The following is a 14,851-nucleotide window of genomic DNA, read 5'->3' as shown; positions in this document are numbered from 1 at the left end:
GGTGTGCCGTGCCTCGTGACCCCGCCGCGCGGGACGTGCGGGCCCGCTTCTCGCGGGCGGCGGCGCATCGGGACGGCAGCCCGCGACACCGCGCCGAGCACCCCTCGCGCCCTCGGTCGCGGGCCGTTGACCGGGGCCGATATCCACCGGAACGCGGCCATGCGAACACCCTAGGCGCGGGCCGCGGGACCCGCATTTCCGGTACGCGGGGAAGACCGGGCCGGCGGGGAGCGCCGGCCGGCCCCCGACCGGCCGCCGCGGTCTCGGTCTGACCAGCAAGGACGCCAAGAACGTACAAGAAGGGGTGAGGGGGCGGGCGGCAGTCTCGGAGGCATGACGAACGAGAACCCCGCCGTACGTTTCGAGACCAAGATCGCTGTTCTGCTGCGCGAGGACCTGGAGCCCTGGCAGCGGCTGAATGTGACCGCGTTCCTGGTCAGCGGCCTCGGCTCCGAGCTCCCCGAAGTCATCGGGGAACCGTACGCCGATGCCGACGGCACCCCGTATCTGCCGATGTTCCGCCAGCCCGTCCTGGTCTTCGAAGGGACGAAGGAGACCCTGACCGCCGCGCACGGCCGCGCCCTGTCCCGCGCGCTGCCCCGTTCGGTGTTCACCTCCGACCTCTTCGTCACCGGCAACGACCGGGACAACCGCGCGGCGGTGCGGGCGGTGCCGAAGGACCGGCTGGACCTGGTGGGTCTCGCCGTGTACGGACCGCGCAACGCGGTCGACAAGGTGCTCAAGGGCGCCCGTATGCACCCCTGAACGCTGCCGGACACCCGCCGACGCCGGCCCCGAGCCCACCAGCACGTGGCCGGTGTCTTCAGGCCCAGGAGGAGGTGCCGTGGACGGGTGAGACGGACTGGACGGCGCACCCCATGCGGGCGAGGGCGGCGAGCACCGTGTCGCGGGCCCGTGCGCTGTCCGCGGGCGGGAAGGCGACGCGGAGCTGGTGCCCGTAGGCCGTCTCATAGGTCAGTTGCCAGCCGGTCTCCGTGACGACGAAGTGGTCCTGTCGGCTGCCCTGGTACTCGTACGAGCCGCGGTCCGCGGTGGGGCCGAGCGCCTCGCGCAGGATCCGCAGCCGTTCGGGGTAGGGGAGGGGCCCTTCATCGAGCTGGAGATAGATGTGGTCGCGGTCGACGGCCGCGTCGAACCAGGGGGCGAGATCCGGGTCGGCGGGCAGGAGTTCCGAGGTGAGGCGGCCGCTGAGCCACTCTTCGAGGAAGGCGGCGACTCCGCAGTCGAAGCGTTCGTAGGCGTCGTCGCGGGACCAGATGACCACCGGCCAGGAGGCGGGCGGCCCAACCGTCAGCCAGCACAGGTGCGTTCCGGTGTCGGTCACCGCCCAGGCGAGGAGTCCGCCCGGTTCCGGGAAGAGCGGGTAGGGGTACTTCTCGGGCCAGCGGTCCCGCGACGGACCGAAGTCCTCCAGGAGATCCGCCCTGAGCCGCACGGGATTGTCGTCACCGAAGGGTGTGCACAGGCAGAGCGCGCCCCAGAAGTCGCCGCGCCCGTACGCCGCCACCACCCGCTTGAAGTCATCCGGCAGCGGGGTCCCCAGCGCCCGCTCGGCAGCGCCCCAGTCGCCGGAGCCGTTCACCGCTTCGACAGGCGGCGGTACCCGTTCCATGATGCGGGCGAGCGGATCCGGTGAGTCGATCATGGGCACACCCTAGAAGCGGCGGGCGGGACAGCCGCACCTGCCCCCTGATGGGCGTACGAGATGAGCCGTCCCGGGAGTGCGCCCCCGGGACGGCTGCTGATGTCAGGCGTGCGCTCCGGCCGGGGCCGCCACCGGCCGGGTCTGGCGGGTGCGGTGGGCCAGGGTGGCCTTCCGGGTCGCGACGTCGACGGTGTACGCGTCGATGGTCAGCCGGGCGCCGGACACCTTCAGCACCATGAAGCCGTGGTCGGAGAAGTTCTGCCAGGCCGCCGGGTGCCCGAAGTGTGCCGTGCCGTCCTCCGTCTTGGCCGACGCACCGCACACCACCTGCCGGGTGCCACCCGTACGGGCCGTCGGCTCCAGGATCTGAAGCGTGTGGTCATGACCGGACAGGATCAGATCGGCCCGTCCGCAGACCACGTTCTCGTACATGTCCTTGAGGTGGACGCCACTGGTGTAGTTGCCGATCTCGAAACCGTCGTAGGAACCGGCGCTGCCGTGCTTGCCGTTGTTGAGGTACGGGTGGTGGCCGATCACCACCTTCCAGCGGGCCCGGGAGGCGCGCAGCGCGCCGTCCAGCCAGCTCCGCTGCTCGCGCATGTACGGCCCGTCCCAGCGGTAGTGCGGGTCGAGCTGGGCCACATACGACGACCAGGGAATGGTGTCGATGGCGAAGAACTCCACCAGCGGATCGGCGGCGGGCAGCGGCACGCTGTAGTAGCGGCTCGGCATGTACCAGCGCCGTGAGGTGGCGGCATAGGCGACCTCGCGGTCACCGCGGGACGGGTCGCCGCCGCTGCCGGGGATCAGCCCCGAGCAGTCGTGATTGCCCAGCACCATCAGCCAGGGCACATCGATACCGCTGTTGGGCTTCTCGAACTTGTCCTGGAACTCCGAGTCGTCGTCGGATTCCGGCCCGTTCTCGTAGATGTTGTCGCCGAGGCCCACCGCGAGGCCGATCCCCTCGGTCCGGCAGAGGTCCCGGGCGGCGGCCGCCACCGCGTACTGGGCCTCGTCCCCCGTCCCCGCGTCACCGGTCACCAGGACGGCGAACTCGCCCTTGCCATTGGGGTGTTCGGGGAACGGAAAGGCTCCCGGACCCCCGAGGCGGGGCGCGGCGGACGCGCGCGACTGGGCCGGCGACGGCAGCACCGTGAGCGCCGCACCGGCCATCGCGCCGCCCAGCAGGGTCCGCCGGTTCACCCACTGCGGAACGCGCCCCGTCGTCCGCATCGACGGCCCCCCGGCCGTCGCCTCCGACCCGGCCCGCAGCCACTCCCGCTCGGTCATGTCCGCCTGCGGCGGGATCAGTTCGTCATCACACATGTCTGGTTTTCTTTCATGGTCACCAGAGGTGATGGTGACGAAAAGATGAAGCAGAAGTGGACGTATGGCGATCGCCGGCCGTCATGCTACGCGTCGGTAACTACCCGTATTCCGGGGGCTATCAGGGCGTGAGCGGAGGTCGTGGCGAGCGCGCGGCTCCCGGAGCCGGCCCGGCCGGACGGGTGTCGCGAGGGGTGGTGCGGCGCGCGGCGGTGGCCGGTTCCCGTTGCGCGGAATTCACGGACGGTTCACGAGGCGGCGGAGGGTCCGGCCGAGATGGCGAACGTACTGGCGCTGGAAGACCGGGACCAGCGGGCCCCCGAGCCGGGTGATCGTCCGGGCCGGCCGGCTGAAGGCGGTCACCGTGAACCAGACCGAGCCGTCCGCGCGCAGCTCGGCGACGAACGACTCCTCACCGCACTCCGGATGCCCCTGCCGGGCCCCGTAGCCGAACCCGACGCGGTTCTCCTCGGCCACCGTCCACACCACGGTGCACGGCGCCCGCAGCCGCAGCGGGCCGAACCCCAGCGAGACCTCGACGTGCACGCCCGGCGCGGCCCGAGGGGCGTCCGAGCGGATTTTGGTGCCCGCGGCGCGATGCATCCGGAAGGTGGTGATCGCCTCGCCCGCCGCGGTCAGCACCGCGCGGCCGTGGCCCAACGGCAGCTCCTCGCGGAGGTGGTGGTAGCCGGGCGGCAGCGGGGTACGGCGGGTGCCGCCCTCCTCGGGGTAGTTCAGATCGCGCATGGCGGGCTCCTGGAGGACGGGCGGCGACGACGGGGCAGAGCGACGGTACGCGGACGGCCACCGGCGTTCAACGACACCGGCCGTCCGCGGGGTGGCGGGCCCCGCGGCTGCCGTCAGCCGCCGTGACCAGGGCCGGAGCGGGAGGAGTCCGACGCGGTCCCGGGGCGGGGCGGCTCCGTGGGCGCGACGGCTCCCGGTTCCCGGCTGCCGTCCGGCGCACCGTGCCGCCCCGCCCCCGCGGCGAACCGCGCCGCGCCCTGTGCCGCCTCGGGCAGCACCGACTGGCCGTAACGGAGTTCCGCGGCCATCGCCGACTCCTCGTCCCGGCCCTCCTGGTCCAGCAGGGACGCCCGGTCGCTGCGCAGACACGCCTGCGGGAAGCGGGCGAGCTCCGCCGCCAGCAACTCCGCCTCCGCGCGCGCCGAACCGGCGGGCACCACCCGATGGACCAGCCCGATGTCCAGTGCTTCCGCCGCCGGGACCGGACGGCCCGTCAGCACCAGGTCCATCGCCCGGCTCGCGCCGATCAGCCGCGGCAGCCGCACCGTACCGCCGTCGATCAGAGGCACGCCCCAGCGCCGGCAGAACACCCCGAACACCGCGTCCTCCTCCGCCACCCGGAGATCGCACCAGAGCGCCAGCTCCAGACCGCCGGCCACCGCATGCCCCGCGACCGCCGCGATCACCGGCTTGCCGAGCCGCATCCGGGTCGGGCCCATCGGCCCGTCCCCGTCCGGGGCCACGCGGTTGCCGCGCTCGGTGCCGATCGCCTTCAGATCGGCGCCGGAGCAGAACGTCCCGCCCTCGCCCCACAACACCGCGACCCGGGCACCGTCATCGGCATCGAACTCCCGGAAGGCGTCGGCGAGTTGCCGGGCGGTCACGCCGTCCACGGCATTGCGGGCGGCGGGCCGGGACAGCACCACCGTCGTCACCGGGCCGGCGCGCTCCACCCGTACGGACATCAGGACGCGTTCCCCGCCGCATCCGCCGCACCCGGCCGGGCCCGCTCCAGGATCGAGGTGAGATCCGCGCCGGCCGGCAGGGTGCCGAAAGCATGGCCCCACTCCCCGTCGAGGCGCGAGGCGCAGAACGCGTCGGCGACCGCCGGGTGGCTGTGCCGCACCAGCAGCGAGCCCTGGAGCACCAGCGCCATCCGCTCCGCCAGCGACCGCGCCATCAGCTGCGCCCGCTCAGGACTGGCGAGCCCGCCGAGCATCTTGCGGACCCCGGCCACCGCGGCGTCCAGCCGCCGGTCGGCGCCCGCCGCGGTCTCCACCTCGGCGAGGAACGCGTCCAGCGCGGCCGGCTCCTTGCCCAGCGCGCGCAGCACATCGAGCGCGGCGACATTTCCCGAGCCCTCCCAGATGGACAGCAGCGGCGCCTCCCGATAGAGCCGCGGCATGCCGGAATCCTCGACATAGCCGTTGCCGCCCAGACACTCCAGCGCCTCCGCCGCATGGGTGCTGCCCCGCTTGCACACCCAGTACTTGCCGGCCGCCAGCGCCAGCCGGCGCAGCGCCGCCTCCCCGGCGTCCCCGGCCTGTGAGCGGTCCACCGCCGTCGCCAGCCGCATTCCCAGCAGGGTCGCCGCCTCCGACTCGACCGCCAGATCGGCCAGCACCGAGCGCATCAGCGGCTGGCGGTCCAGCTCCCGCCCGAACGCCCGCCGGTGCGCGGTGTGGTGCAGCGCCTGCCGCAGCCCGGCCCGCATCCCGGCCGCCGAACCCAGCACACAGTCCAGCCGCGTCATGTTCACCATCTCGACGATGGTCCGCACCCCGCGGCCCGGCTCGCCGACCGGCCAGGCCACCGCCTCGTCGTACTCGATCTCGGAGGACGCGTTGGAGCGGTTGCCCAGCTTGTCCTTGAGCCGCATCAGCCGCATCCCGTTGAGCGTGCCGTCCGGCAGCACCCGGGGCACCAGGAAGCAGCTCAGCCCCTCCTCCGTCTGCGCCAGCGCCAGGAAGACATCGCTCATCGGCGCCGAGGTGAACCACTTGTGGCCGGTGAGGCGGTACGTGCCGTCACGGGCCGGCACCGCGCGGGTGGAGTTGGCCCGTACGTCGGAGCCGCCCTGCTTCTCCGTCATCGACATGCCGGCGATCAGGCCCGACTTGGTCAGCGGCGCGCGCAGCCCGAAGTCGTAGGCGCGCGCGGCGAGCAGCGGCTCGTACTGCGCGGCGAGCTCCGGAGCGGCCCGCAGCGCGGGCACGGCGGCGTAGGTCATCGAGATCGGACAGCCGTGACCCGCCTCGGCCTGGGACCAGACGTAGAACTTCGCGGCGCGCACCAGATGCGCCCCGGAGCGGCCGTCGGCCCAGGGGGCGGCGTGCAGCCCGTGCTCCACCGCGACGGTCATCAGCTGATGCCAGGCCGGATGGAAGGCGACCTCGTCGATCCGGTGCCCGAAACGGTCGTGGGTGTGCAGGCGCGGCGGCTGCTCCTCCGCCCAGCGGGCCTGGTCCTGCACCGCCGCGGAACCGGCCAGCGCGCCGAGCTCGGTCACCTCCCGCACGCCCCACTCGGCGCCGTCCCGGCGCAGCGCCTCCAGCAGGGCCGGCTCGTCCGCCGTGCTGAACCCGGTCAGCGGCGGGGCCTGATTCACGACTTCATGGGTGACGGTCATACCGTTGACGTTACAGAAACCGAACAGCCGCGGGAAGGCTGTAATGCCCGCAACCGCCCTCGCTAGAATTTCCTGCACATATGAACGACGACCGCATCCGCACGATCGACGACACCGAGGCCGCCGCGCTCGCGCTGCGCCCGCTCACCGCCCGCTCCATCGTGCTGAGCACTCTCCTCGGGCATCACCCGCCGCGGCTGCCCGCACGGGCCCTGGTGCGGGTCGGCGAGCTTTTCGGCATCGCCGAGGGCACCGTCCGGGTCGCGCTCTCCCGGATGGTGGCCGCCGGTGACCTGCGGCAGACCGATGGCTCGTACGCCCTCACCGCGCGGCTGCTGGCCCGCCAGACCCGGCAGGACGAGAGCCGCTCACCGCGGACCACCGCCTGGAGCGGCGGCTGGGAGATCGCCGTCGTCGCCACCCCGGAACGCCGCCCGGCGGCCGAACGCACCGCGCTGCGCCAGGCCATGGCGGCACTGCGGCTGGCCGAGCTCCGCGAGGGCAGCTGGCTGCGCCCCGCCAACCTCGACCGGCCCCGCCCCGCCGTCGTCACCGACCAGTGCACCTGGTTCACCGGCACCCCGGACGGCGATCCGGCCGCCCTCGCCGGCCGGCTGTGGGACCTGACCGGCTGGGCCCGGCGGGCCCGCGCCCTGTCGGCCGCACTGGACCGCGCCGGCACCCACGCCGACCGCTTCACGGTCGCGGCGGCCGCCCTCCGCCATCTCCTCGCCGACCCGCTGCTGCCCGCCGAACTCCTGCCGGAGAACTGGCCGGGCGAGCAACTCCGCCGCAACTACGCCGAGTTCGAGACCGAGCTGCGCGATCTGCTGCGGCAGTACCTGGCCGGTTAGGGCCCTCGTGCGAGCCCCGTACGGACCGCGCCCGGACACCGACGGGCCCCGGCTCTCGGCCTGCGGGTACGCCGCGGCGGCGCTCAGCTGCCGGACAGTTTCTCCTCCAGCCAGTCGAAGACGACCTCGCAGTGCTGCTGCGGGGCCATCGGGGAGCAGTGCAGCTGTGCGCCGGTGGCCGCGGTGAGCTTCACATAGTCCTTGGGAGCCGTCAGCTTCTCGAACAGCTGGCGCGGCTGCCCCGGATAGAACTGCTCGAACTCGTAGTCGAGCACCAGCGTGGGCATCTTGATGCGGCTCACGACATCCGTGATGTCCAGCGACTTGATGAGGGTGGCCGGAGTGTAGAAGTCGGTGAACATCTTGCCCGCACGGGCCGCGAGCATCGCGGGCACCGAGAACGGTTCGATGCGCTTCTTCATCGTCGCGGCCTCGGCCGGCGACAGCCCGGGGACCACCTCTTTGTTCCAGATGGTGTTGGTCTTCGCCTTGTCCGGGGTGAGAATCTCCCGGATCTCCGGCGGGAAGCCCAGCCAGGGGGAGAGCACGCCGGGCATCGCCACCAGAGCGGCGATCCGGTGCTCGAAGGCCGCCGCCCGGGGGGCCAGGTCCCCGGCCATGCTCAGTCCGGTCAGCGCGATCTTGCCGGTGTCCACGTCCGGGCGGGCGGACAGCCAGTCGACGAGCGGGGTGACGACCTTCTCCCAGCGCGGGGTGAAGACCACCTGGTCGACGAAGAGCAACTGGCCCTGGCCGGGCCCGTCGTAGACCAGGGCGTTCCAGCCGCGCTGAAGAGCGGCCGCGACGCCGTAGGTCCACATGTCGACGTTCTGCCCGTCGCTGCCGTTCGTGAGGATCACGGTCGGGCGCCGCTCGCCGGAGCTGTCCGGCCGGAAGAACCACACGGGCAGCGGGGTCTTCCCGTACGGGATGCGCGCCGTCACCGGCACCGGGTCGCACCGCTCGCAGAACGCGTCCCAGGCGCCGCGTCCCGCCTTGTAGAGCGCCTCCTCGCTGCCGGGGGTGTCGGAGCCGAGCACGAAGAACAGCGCCTGTGCGTAGTACTGCGCGGCCCGCAGGGCACGGAAGCGGGTGGTCTGGGTGTCGGGCTCACCGCTGCTGGGCGGCTTCCGCAGCTGATCGCCGAGCGTCTTGAACGTCTCGGTGTACGTCTGCGCGGACAGCCCGGCCTTATTGATGGTGTTCACGGCGGTGAGGACCTCGCCCACCTCGGCGGAGCCGTAACCGGATCCGCCGAGCGTGAAGAGCCCGTTGAAGTTGAAGGCGGGGTCCTTGAAGAGCGTCATCACGCCGGGCGTCGGATCGCTCGCCGAGGCGTAGGCCCGGGCCGTACGACGGGTCGGGGGCGCCGTCGCGGGCGACGCGCTGCACCCGGCGGCCAGGAGGGCCCCGGCCCCGCCGACGAGCCCGGTCAGCGTGGTGCGGCGGGTGGGGCCGGAAGCGCGATCAGCCGATGCGTTCGTCATGCCGCCCGAACGTACGAGCCGCGTCCCCCGGCCCCCCTCTGCGACACCCGGCCTTCCCCCGAACGCCACGCCCCGCGGTCCCGGTTGCCGCCTCCGGGCCAGGAGCGCGCCGGACCCCGCCCGGCCCAGGAGCCCCGTCAAGTGCGGTCATCGGCCTCACCGGCCTGAGGGCGCCGTCACGCCCCGCCCCGGGCCGCCGGCCGATGGACGAGGGGGTGTCCGTGCTGCGACGGCCCCTGGCCTATGTGGCGCTCATCCCGCTGGCGTGGGCGGTGTGGGTCGTCACCGGGGTGATCACCCACTCCGGCTGACCCGCCTGACGCGTCCCGTCGTCACGCCAGGGCGTCGAGCGCGTCCTCGGCCAGGCCGGCCAGATACCGGGGACAGCCCCACGCCTCGGCGCCCCGGGCTTCCTCCGGGGCGGTGAACTCAGCCGGTGCGTAGAGGTGGTTGAGGTGTGCCGGGAAGTCCGGGCAGGCGGGCGGATGGGCCTCGTCGTGCGCACACGCCGTGTCGGGCGACGCCGTCCGGACCCCGGCGAGCACGTCCCGGATCTCCTCGCCGACGTCCGGGGCCAGTTCGACGGCCTCCGCGCACCACAGGACCAGGAGCAGCAGCACCAGACGTTCCCGCGGGCTGTCGTCCCCGGTGGCCGCGTACCGCCGCGCGGCCCAGCGCACGGCGTTCTCGGCCTCCCAGGACTTGTCGTACTCCGCCTCGTCGAAGCAGTGCGTGAGCGCGCCGATGTCGAGCCGTCCGTCGGGGCGGAGGTACGTGCCGTCCAGGAGGCGGTCGTCCCGGGTGCCGAAGAGCGAGTCCCGCGCATAGCGCAGATTGCCCAGCGCCTCGTCGGCGAGGCCGTGCAGGAAGCCGTGGCACAGCCACCTCTTCAGGAACTCGCCGGCGGTCCATGCCCTGAGCTCGGCCCGGCCGCCGGGGCTGCGCAGGAAGTAGCCGGTCCTGGCGTCGCCGCTCGGGTCGCCGGACGGCTGGGGGTGCTCGGCGGCGGTGTGCGGGCAGGCGGTGTCGCGCAGTAGCGGCAGCGCCGCCTCCAGGCCCGCGATCATGTCGTCCAGCACGGACTGCTCGGTGATCAGACCGGAGGCCGCGTACCACTGGCTCGCGTGCAGGGTGACGACATATCCGGCGAGCACCCCCTTCGTCGGATGGCGGGGGAGGGTGCCGGCCTGGAAGGACAGCTCCTCGCCGGGGTCGCCGTAGGGGTAGCCGTTGAGGAGCGACGACAGGCTGTTGAGGCTGCTCGTGTGGGCGGCGGGGATCCGCTCGGGGAGGCCGCCCACCGTGAACGGGTCGAGGACGTCGGCGGTGATCCGGGCGAAGCCGGCCACGTTGGCCGGGCAGCGCCAGGTGTCGCCCTCGGGCGCCGGGCCGGCCAGGCTCGTCAGGTCGGGCCCGGCCAGCCACACCTCGTCCGCCAGGAGTTCCTTCAGGGTGTCCTCATACGGGTGGGAGATATGGGTGCAGGGCATCTCCCTCAGCGCCCGGTCGACGGCGAGCAGTGCGTCCAGTGCACTCCGGGCGGCCTCCGGCCCCGGCCGCCAGGCGAGGTAGCCGGCCATCCGCACCAGCCCGAACGTCCACAGAGGCGCCGTCTCGCCGCCGGGGTCGGCGAGCAGGCGGCGGGCGCAGTCGCGTACGAGCGGATCCGCTTCGGTACGGTCCGAGGCCGCCGAGACATGCCCCCACGCCTCGATGAGCCGCTGGGTCAGGGCGGCAGGAGTGTCGATCATGCTGGGTACGACGATGGGGTGCCCGTGCCGGGTTCCTGGCGGCCGGCGGCGGGCCGGTGCCTCCTGACCGGGATCGGCGACCATCTGCACATACCTCGGAATGTGCTCACAGATTCCCATAGGGGGTGTAAAGCCGCGAATGGGACGGCAGGGAGGCCCGGAACCCCGTCATGCCGGGCCCGAGCAAGATCCACCCGGGGCTGGCCGGGGCGTTCGAACGGCGGTTTGTATCCTCGGCAGGCAGTACCGAAGCCCCGGGCGCCGTCCCCGCGGCGCCACCGGCCTGAGAGGAAACACCATGACCACCGAGCTGAGCGCCGACGCCCTGAGTGGGCTCCTTGAGCGAGCCCGCAAGGACTATCAGGATCTCGCGGGGCGTGGGCTCTCGCTGAACCTCACCCGGGGCAAGCCGGCGCCCGAGCAGCTCGACCTCTCCGCGGACCTGCTGAGCCTGCCGGCCGGGCGGCACACCGCCGCCGACGGCACGGACGTGCGCAACTACGGTGGTCTTCAGGGGCTGCCGGAGATCCGGGAGATCTTCGCCGAGGTGCTCCAGGTGCCGGTCGGGCAGCTCCTCGCGGCGGGCAACTCCAGCCTTGAGCTAATGCACGACTGCCTGGTGCACGCCCTGCTGAGCGTGCTGCCGGGGGCCGAGTCGCGCTGGGTGGACCAGGAGCGGATCGCGTTCCTGTGCCCGGTCCCGGGGTACGACCGGCACTTCGCGCTCTGTGAGCGGTTCGGGATCGAGATGATCCCGGTGCCGATGACGGCCGAGGGGCCGGACATGGCGGTCGTGGAGCGGCTGGTCGCCGAGGACCCGGCCGTCAAGGGCATCTGGTGCGTCCCGAAGTACAGCAACCCGGACGGGGTCTGCTACAGCGACGCGACGGTGGCGCGACTGGCCGCGATGAGCACCGCCGCGCCCGATTTCCGGATCTTCTGGGACAACGCGTACGCCGCCCACCACCTCACCGACGAGCCGGTCGAGATAGCCGACCTGCTCGCCGCCTGCGCGGAGGCCGGGAACCCGGACCGCGCGTTCGTCTTCGGCTCCACCTCGAAGATCACCGCGGCGGGCGCCGGCGTCGCCTTCTTCGGCTCGTCGCCCGCGAATGTGGAGTGGCTGCTGGGCAACAACGCCAAGCGGTCGATCGGCCCGGACAAGGTCAACCAGCTGCGGCACGCGATGTTCCTGCGGGACGCCGACGGGGTGCGGGCCCACATGGAGCGCCAGCGCGCCCTGCTCCAGCCGAAGTTCGAGATGGTGGCCCGGATCCTGGAGGCGGAGCTCGGCGGCACCGGGCTCGCCCGGTGGACCGACCCCAAGGGCGGCTACTTCGTCACCCTCGAAGTGCCGGACGGCTGCGCCAAGGAGGTCGTACGCCGGGCCGCCGAGGCGGGCATCGTGCTGACCCCGGCCGGCGCCACCCACCCGTACGGCGACGACCCGCGCGACGCCACCATACGGATCGCGCCCAGCTACCCGGGCCTCACGGAGCTGGAGCAGGCCATCGAGGGCCTCGCCGTCTGCGTCCGGCTCGTGGGCTACGAGCAGCAGGCCGCCTAGAAGGTCTCCGCCGGCCGGCGCGGCTCAGTCCGCGTCGGCCGGCCCCTTCCGCCGCCGCAGCTCGTATCCGGCCAGCACCACGGCCACCGTCAGCAGACTCAGCCAGAACTGCGACCGGCTGTCCGGCAGCCACGCCATCGCCCCGATCACCACCGCCATCAGCGCGATGGTCAGCCGGCTCAGCCACGGGAAGAGCCACATCTTCAGCGTCAGCCGCTCCGGCTCCGTACGCTCCAGCTTCCGCCGCATCCGCACCTGGGCGACCGCGATCGCCAGATAGACGAACAGGGCGACCGCGCCGTAGGAGTTGATGAGGAACCGGAAGACGACATCGGGCGAGATCCAGGCCGCGATCACCGACAGATAGCCGGCCGACGTCCCGGCCAGCAGCGCCCGGCGCGGCACCCCGCTCGCGCTGACCGCGGTGAATTCGCGCGGCGCGTCCCCGTTGCGGGTGAGCGCGAACAGCATCCGGGACGACGTGTAGAGCGCGGAGTTCAGGCAGGACAGCACGGCGATCAGCACCAGCGCGTTCATGACCGTGCCGGCCGCGGGCACCGCGAGCCGGTCCAGCACCGCCGCGTACGGACTCACCTCGATCGCCTTCGACGTCCAGGGCACCACCGTGACCACCAGGAACACCGACAGCACGTAGAAGGCCACCACCCGCAGCACGATGGAGCGGATCGCGTCCGCCACCGCCCGCTCCGGCTCGGCCGACTCGGCGGCCGCGATCGTCACGATCTCCGCGCCGGTGAAGAACCCGATGCAGGGCACGACCGCGGCCAGCACCGCGCCGACACCCTCGGGCGCGAACCCGCCGTGTGCCGTCAGCTGCCCCAGCCCGCCGGGAGCGTCCGGCCACAGCCCCAGCACGAACAGCGTGCCGAGGAAGAGGAACACCACGATCGCCAGGATCTTGACCGACGAGAACCAGTACTCGAACTCGCCGTAGGAGCGGGCCGAGACCATATTGGTCGCGGTCAGCACCGTCATCAGCACCAGGCTGACCGCCCACAACGGCGCGCCCGGAAGCCACAGTTGGACGATCCGGCCGCCGGCCACCGCCTCGACGGCGACCACGATCACAAAGAAGTACCAGTAGAGCCAGCCGACGGTGAACCCCGCCCGCGGCCCCAGCGTCTCGCGGACATGGGCGTAGAAGGAGCCCAGCGCCGGGCGGGCGACGGTCATCTCGGCCAGCATCCGCATGATCAGTACGGTGAGTCCGCCGGCCGCCAGGAACGACAGCACCGCGGCCGGACCGGTGGACCGTATGACCACCCCGCTGCCGACGAACAGCCCGGCCCCGATGACCCCGCCCAGCGCGATCAGCCGCATATGGCGGCGCTGGAGCCCCTGCTGCAATCCGCCCGGCGCGGCCGGCGCCCCGTCCCGTGTCGTGCTGTCGTCCCGTACCGTGCCTGTGCTCATACGGACCGACGCTAGTGAGCCCGTCCTGCGGCGCTGTTGCCGCAGTGTTTCCGTCCGCGGAACGTCATGGCGGGGGCCGGCGCGGCGCCTGTGCCGCGTTCACCGCGGCAGTACGCACACCGGGACCGGAGCCGTGAACGGGGCTCCCGTACGCCGCAGCGCCCCGGTCCGGGCGTTCACCGAGAACACCGTCACCGACCCCGACTTCTGGTTCGCCGCGAACAGCCATCGCTGATCCGGCGAGAAGGCGATCTGCCGGGGGAAGTCCCCGCCCACGGGCACGGTGTCCAGCAGCCGCAGCCGGGCCCCGGCCGCCTCCACGGCATAGCGGGTCAGGCTGTTGTGACCCCGATTGGCGAGATAGGCGAAGTCGCCGCGCCTGGTGACCAGGATCTGTGCGGGATAGCTGGTGCCCGGACCGGTGCCGGTGGACTGCGGCGCGCCGGGCGTGAGCCGTCCGCTGCGGCGGTCGTAGCGGCAGACCACGACCGTGTTGTCGACCTCGTTCGCGAGGTATGCGAAGTCGCCGGAGGGATGGAAGGTCAGATGCCGGGGGCCGGCCCCGGGCCGCAGCGACGCTGACGACACCTGGGTCAGTTTTCCGGCCGAGGTGTCGAGCCGGTAGGTGTAGACGGTGTCATTGCCGAGGTCCATGGCCAGTACATGGCGGCCGTCCGGGGCGGTGATGATCTGGTGGGCGTGCGGCCCGTCCTGGCCGGGGCCGGGCGGCGGGCTGGAGTGGGTGACCAGATCGGTTTGCTCGCCCAGGGCGCCGGTGGCCGGGTCGACCGGATGCACGGCGACGCTGCCGGAGAGGTAGTTGGCGCTGAGCAGCCAGCGCCCGCCGGGATGGACCGACAGATGGCAGGGGCCCGCACCGCCGGTGGACCGGGTGCCCAGCACCGCGGGCGGGCCGTCCGGCCGCAGCGCCATGGCGGTCACCCCGCCCTGCTCCCGCTCGTTGACCGCGTAGAGCGTCCGGCCGGACGGCGCCAGGGCGAGGTACGAGGGATCGGCGACCCCCTCCACCACCCCGCCGGCGGTGATCTGCCCGGTCAGGGTGTCATACGTCCCGAACCCGACGCCGGCGCCGCCGCCCGGGACCGACGTGTAGGTCCCCAGGAAGAGCGGGCGGACGCGGGGCGGGCGGGGCCCCGGGCGGTGGGTGGCCCGGGCCGGTCCGGGGCCCCGGATCGACAGCAGCCCCGTCCCGGCCGCCGCGGTGAGCCCTGCGACGGTGCCGAGGAATCGCCGGCGTCCGGTCCCGGCCGGTGTTCCCGTGTCTTCTGCTCCCATGCCACACCTCGTGCTCGCGGTCGGTGGTCCGTGATCGGGTGGTCGTCAGCAGGGTGTCCCGTCCGGCCCGCTCGGGCAAGCAGAGCGCCCCGCG

Annotated in this window: 12 protein-coding genes; 3 read left to right on the top strand and 9 right to left on the bottom strand. The window is 72.8% G+C overall.

Going from position 1 to position 14,851, the window contains the following annotated elements; translation table 11 throughout:
• Window positions 1-333 precede the first annotated feature (333 nt).
• Entirely contained in the window at window positions 334-765 is a 432-nt protein-coding gene (locus TU31_RS31385) for a DUF2000 domain-containing protein (protein ID WP_042160905.1), read from the top strand.
• A gap of 58 nt (window positions 766-823) precedes the next feature.
• Here the strand turns inward: TU31_RS31385 and TU31_RS31380 are convergent, their stop codons facing one another.
• The 5 genes from TU31_RS31380 to TU31_RS31360 form a co-directional block, all read right to left on the bottom strand.
• Window positions 824-1,666, bottom strand: a complete 843-nt coding sequence (locus TU31_RS31380) for an SMI1/KNR4 family protein (protein ID WP_042160903.1) — start codon at window positions 1,664-1,666, stop codon at window positions 824-826.
• 102 nt (window positions 1,667-1,768) lie between these two features.
• Entirely contained in the window at window positions 1,769-2,992 is a 1,224-nt protein-coding gene (locus TU31_RS31375) for a metallophosphoesterase (protein WP_078886072.1), read from the bottom strand.
• Between the two features lie 237 nt (window positions 2,993-3,229).
• Window positions 3,230-3,739, bottom strand: coding sequence for a DUF1990 domain-containing protein (locus TU31_RS31370; protein ID WP_042160899.1), 510 nt, complete (start codon window positions 3,737-3,739; stop codon window positions 3,230-3,232).
• A 113-nt stretch (window positions 3,740-3,852) separates the two neighbouring features.
• Window positions 3,853-4,704 (bottom strand): crotonase/enoyl-CoA hydratase family protein, encoded by an 852-nt coding sequence (locus TU31_RS31365; protein ID WP_245698923.1) that lies wholly within the window; start codon window positions 4,702-4,704, stop codon window positions 3,853-3,855.
• The gene (locus TU31_RS31360; protein WP_042160897.1) at window positions 4,704-6,368 is read right to left on the bottom strand and encodes an acyl-CoA dehydrogenase family protein; all 1,665 of its coding nucleotides are present in this window, start codon (window positions 6,366-6,368) and stop codon (window positions 4,704-4,706) included. The genes TU31_RS31365 and TU31_RS31360 overlap by 1 nt, the downstream gene beginning before the upstream one ends.
• A gap of 80 nt (window positions 6,369-6,448) precedes the next feature.
• Here TU31_RS31360 and TU31_RS31355 point away from each other — a divergent pair, with 80 nt between their 5' ends.
• Window positions 6,449-7,222 (top strand): PaaX family transcriptional regulator C-terminal domain-containing protein, encoded by a 774-nt coding sequence (locus TU31_RS31355; RefSeq protein ID WP_042160895.1) that lies wholly within the window; start codon window positions 6,449-6,451, stop codon window positions 7,220-7,222.
• 83 nt (window positions 7,223-7,305) lie between these two features.
• On the opposite strand, the gene TU31_RS31350 is transcribed toward TU31_RS31355, so the two are convergent.
• The gene (locus TU31_RS31350) at window positions 7,306-8,709 is read right to left on the bottom strand and encodes an alpha/beta hydrolase family protein (protein ID WP_042160893.1); all 1,404 of its coding nucleotides are present in this window, start codon (window positions 8,707-8,709) and stop codon (window positions 7,306-7,308) included.
• Between the two features lie 332 nt (window positions 8,710-9,041).
• The gene (locus tag TU31_RS31345) at window positions 9,042-10,460 is read right to left on the bottom strand and encodes a hypothetical protein (RefSeq protein ID WP_052719126.1); all 1,419 of its coding nucleotides are present in this window, start codon (window positions 10,458-10,460) and stop codon (window positions 9,042-9,044) included.
• Window positions 10,461-10,758: 298 nt separating this feature from the next.
• On the opposite strand from TU31_RS31345, the gene TU31_RS31340 reads away from it, so the two are divergent.
• A complete protein-coding gene (locus TU31_RS31340) occupies window positions 10,759-12,027 on the top strand; it encodes an aspartate aminotransferase type Ic (RefSeq protein ID WP_042160891.1) in 1,269 nt (422 codons plus the stop codon).
• A 24-nt stretch (window positions 12,028-12,051) separates the two neighbouring features.
• On the opposite strand, the gene TU31_RS31335 is transcribed toward TU31_RS31340, so the two are convergent.
• Window positions 12,052-13,461 carry an amino acid permease gene (locus TU31_RS31335; protein WP_078886071.1) on the bottom strand — a complete coding sequence of 470 codons (1,410 nt, stop codon included), beginning with the start codon at window positions 13,459-13,461 and terminating at the stop codon, window positions 12,052-12,054.
• Between the two features lie 99 nt (window positions 13,462-13,560).
• Window positions 13,561-14,757, bottom strand: coding sequence for a lactonase family protein (locus tag TU31_RS31330; RefSeq protein ID WP_042160887.1), 1,197 nt, complete (start codon window positions 14,755-14,757; stop codon window positions 13,561-13,563).
• Window positions 14,758-14,851: the final 94 nt, after the last annotated feature.

Source organism: Streptomyces lydicamycinicus, assembly GCF_000829715.2.
Lineage (GTDB): Bacteria > Actinomycetota > Actinomycetes > Streptomycetales > Streptomycetaceae > Streptomyces > Streptomyces lydicamycinicus.
The sequence above is the reverse complement of the archived record's forward strand: the minus strand, read 5'-3'. Positions and strand labels throughout refer to the sequence as shown.

Excerpts from the sequence above, each read along its gene's own strand:
- TU31_RS31335 (WP_078886071.1), bottom strand. The coding sequence starts at position 13,461 with ATGAGCACAGGCACGGTACGGGACGACAGCACGACACGGGACGGGGCG.
- TU31_RS31355 (WP_042160895.1), top strand. The coding sequence starts at position 6,449 with ATGAACGACGACCGCATCCGCACGATCGACGACACCGAGGCCGCCGCG.
- TU31_RS31370 (WP_042160899.1), bottom strand. The coding sequence starts at position 3,739 with ATGCGCGATCTGAACTACCCCGAGGAGGGCGGCACCCGCCGTACCCCG.
- TU31_RS31385 (WP_042160905.1), top strand. The coding sequence starts at position 334 with ATGACGAACGAGAACCCCGCCGTACGTTTCGAGACCAAGATCGCTGTT.
- TU31_RS31380 (WP_042160903.1), bottom strand. The coding sequence starts at position 1,666 with ATGATCGACTCACCGGATCCGCTCGCCCGCATCATGGAACGGGTACCG.
- TU31_RS31365 (WP_245698923.1), bottom strand. The coding sequence starts at position 4,704 with ATGTCCGTACGGGTGGAGCGCGCCGGCCCGGTGACGACGGTGGTGCTG.
- TU31_RS31345 (WP_052719126.1), bottom strand. The coding sequence starts at position 10,460 with ATGATCGACACTCCTGCCGCCCTGACCCAGCGGCTCATCGAGGCGTGG.
- TU31_RS31360 (WP_042160897.1), bottom strand. The coding sequence starts at position 6,368 with ATGACCGTCACCCATGAAGTCGTGAATCAGGCCCCGCCGCTGACCGGG.
- TU31_RS31330 (WP_042160887.1), bottom strand. The coding sequence starts at position 14,757 with ATGGGAGCAGAAGACACGGGAACACCGGCCGGGACCGGACGCCGGCGA.
- TU31_RS31375 (WP_078886072.1), bottom strand. The coding sequence starts at position 2,992 with ATGTGTGATGACGAACTGATCCCGCCGCAGGCGGACATGACCGAGCGG.
- TU31_RS31350 (WP_042160893.1), bottom strand. The coding sequence starts at position 8,709 with ATGACGAACGCATCGGCTGATCGCGCTTCCGGCCCCACCCGCCGCACC.
- TU31_RS31340 (WP_042160891.1), top strand. The coding sequence starts at position 10,759 with ATGACCACCGAGCTGAGCGCCGACGCCCTGAGTGGGCTCCTTGAGCGA.